1 protein-coding gene is annotated in these 3290 nt (G+C 69.7%); it reads right to left on the bottom strand.

The window, feature by feature from the left end:
• Positions 1-3290 (bottom strand): type I polyketide synthase (locus FGD71_RS00290; protein WP_119098315.1); only part of this gene is annotated, 3290 nt, incomplete at both ends.

Genomic DNA, 3290 nt, shown 5'->3' with positions numbered 1-3290 from the left:
CGCCGACACCACATCCGCATCACCAGCACCCGGCTCAAGCCAGTAGTGCTCACGCTGGAACGGGTATGTCGGCAGGTCCACGACCTTGGCGCCGGGGAACACCGCTGCCGGGTCGACCACCATCCCCCGGACCTGGGCTTCGGCAAGGGACAACAGGAAGCGGTCGAGCCCGCCTTCGTCACGCCGCAGCGTGCCGAGAACGGCGGCGTCCACACCGGCGTCCTCAAGCGTCTGCTGCACCCCGATGGTCAGCACCGGGTGGGCGGAGGCCTCGATGAAGAAGCGGTGGCCCTGCTCGGCCAGCGCCCTCGTGGCCTCCTCGAAACGAACCGTCTGGCGCAGGTTGGAGTACCAGTACTCCGCGTCCATCACCGACGTGTCCAGCCAGTCGGCCGTCACCGTCGAGAAGAACGGCACCCCGGCTGCACGCGGCTCAAGCCCCGCCAGAACACTGAGCAGTTCGCTGTGGATGGCCTCCACATGCGCCGAATGCGACGCATAGTCCACCGGGATCCGACGCGCCCGCACCTCCTCCGCCTCACAGGCGGCCAGCAGGGCATCCAGCTCCGCGACATCTCCCGAAACCACCACGGACGAAGGCCCGTTGACCGCCGCCACCGACAACCCCTCGGACAGCCGCTCACGAACCTGATCCACCGGCAACGCCACCGACACCATGCCACCCAGACCCGACAGCGCCAGGATCGCCTTCGACCGCAGCGCCACCACCTTCGCGGCGTCCTCGATGGACAGGGCTCCTGCCACACAGGCCGCCGCGATCTCACCCTGCGAATGCCCCACCACGGCAGCCGGCTTGATGCCGTACGCACGCCACAGTTCGGCCAGGGACACCATCACCGCCCACAACACCGGCTGCACGACATCGACGCGCTCCAACGCCTCGGCATCGTCAAGGACGTCGAACAACGACCAGTCCACATACGAGGACAACGCCGCCGCGCACTCACGCATCCGCTCCGCGAACACCGGCGAGGACTCGATGAGTTCGGCCGCCATGCTGACCCACTGCGAGCCCTGCCCCGGGAACACGAACACGCTCTTGCCGCCCGCACCCAGACTCATACCGCTGACCGCATGCGCGACAGCACCACCCGAGGCGATCGCCCGCAAACCCTCCCGCAACGAGTCCACATCACCACCCACCACAGCGGCACGGTGCTCCAGGACCGCACGCGAAGTGGCCAGCGAGAACCCCACATCCACAAGCGACACTTCAGCAGGCTCCGCGACGTGTTCCAGCAGTCGCTCGGCCTGCGCCCGCAGCGCCTCCTCCGACTTCGCCGACAGCACCCACGGCACGACCGCCGCAGCCGGAGCCGGCAGCTCTTCCGCCGGCTCCTCCCGATCCACCTCGGGCTCGGGTGCCTCTTCCAGGATGATGTGCGCGTTGGTGCCGCTGATGCCGAACGACGACACACCCGCACGCCGCGGGCCGTTCTCCCGCGACCACTCGCGGTTGTCGGTCAGCAGCTCAACAGCCCCTACCGACCAGTCCACATGCGACGACGGCGCATCGATGTGCAGCGACTTCGGCAGTACCTTCGCCTGCAGCGCCATGACCATCTTGATGATGCCGACGACGCCGGCGGCGGCCTGCGTGTGCCCGATGTTCGACTTGACCGAACCCAGCCACAACGGCCGCTCCGGGTCACGGCCCTGCCCATACGTCGCCAGCAACGCCTGCGCCTCGATCGGGTCTCCCAGCGTCGTACCCGTACCGTGCGCCTCCACGACGTCCACATCCGCCGGGTTCACGCCGGCGTTGGCCAGCGCCTGGCGGATGACGCGCTGCTGCGAGGGCCCGTTGGGGGCGGTCAGACCGTTCGAGGCACCGTCCTGATTGAGGGCCGAGCCCTGGACCACGGCCAGCACCTGGTGCCCGTTGCGACGGGCGTCGGACAGCCGCTCGACGAGCAGCACTCCGACGCCCTCGCCCCAGCCCATGCCATCGGCCGCGTCGGCGAACGGCTTCGACCGCCCGTCACGCGCCATACCCCGCTGACGGGCGAACTCGGTGAACGCCGTGGGCGTGTACATCACCGACACGCCGCCGACGAGGGCCATGGAGCACTCGCCGCTGCGCAACGCCTGCGCCGCCATGTGGAGGGCCACCAGCGAGGACGAGCAAGCGGCGTCGACGGACAGCGCGGGTCCTTCGAGGCCGAGGGTGTAGGCGACACGGCCGGAGATCACACTCGTGGCCTCGCCGGTGACGACGTACCCCTCAAGCTCCTCGGGAACACGGGCGGTCATGCCGTAGCCGGCGGAGTACGCCCCCGCGTACACGCCGATGTCCTGACCGCGCACCGACGTCGGGTCGATGCCCGCCCGCTCCAGCGCCTCCCACGACGTTTCCAGGAAGAGCCGCTGCTGCGGGTCCATGGAGAGCGCCTCGCGGGGCGAGATTCCGAAGAACTCGGCGTCGAACCCGGCCACGTCGTCAACGAAGGCGCCTTCGGTGGTGTACGAGGTGCCGGGGCGGTCCGGGTCGTGGTCGAAGAGGCTGTCGAGGTCCCAGCCGCGGTCCGTCGGGAAGCCTCCCACGGCGTCGCCGCCGCTGGTGACCAGACGCCACAGGTTCTCCGGGGAGTCGGCACCGCCCGGGAACCGGCAGCTCATCGACACGATCACGATCGGATCGTCGTCGAGCGCGGCCCGGTTGGAGGTGACAGCTGCGGATACGGGCCGCAGGTCACCGACCAGCTCGGCCCTGAGGTGGTCGGCGAGGGCGGCGGGGGTGGGGTAGTCGAAGACGAGTGTTGCCGGGAGTTTCAGACCTGTCGCGGAGGTCAGCAGGTTGCGCAGCTCGACCGCGGTGAGCGAGTCGAAGCCCAGCTCCTTGAAAGCCAGTTCGGCACCCACGGCGCCCGTCCCCGAGTGCCCGAGCACCGACGCCGCGTGCGAACGGACCAGGTCGAGCAGCAGTTCCCGCCGCCCGCGCTCGTCCAGGGCCGCGAGGCGCTGCGCGAGCGCCGAACCCCCCGGCACATCGCCGCGGGACTCCACCGGGCGGCGCACCGTGGCGCGGACCAGACCGCGCAGCAGCGCCGGCACCGCCTCACCCCGGCCACGCAGGACAGAGAGATCCATGGGATGCGGGACGAGCAACGGCTCATCGAGGGTCACGGACACGTCGAACAGCCGCATCCCCTGCTCGGTGTCCAACAGCCGCATGCCCGAACGGTTCAGGCGCTGGATCTCGGTGTCGCCGAGATGGTCGGTCATGCTGCTGCGCTGTGCCCAAAGACCCCAGGCGAGCGCCTGGCCGA

It is taken from the genome of Streptomyces sporangiiformans (assembly GCF_005768555.2).
Classification (GTDB): Bacteria; Actinomycetota; Actinomycetes; order Streptomycetales; family Streptomycetaceae; genus Streptomyces; species Streptomyces sporangiiformans.
The sequence above is the reverse complement of the archived record's forward strand: the minus strand, read 5'-3'. Positions and strand labels throughout refer to the sequence as shown.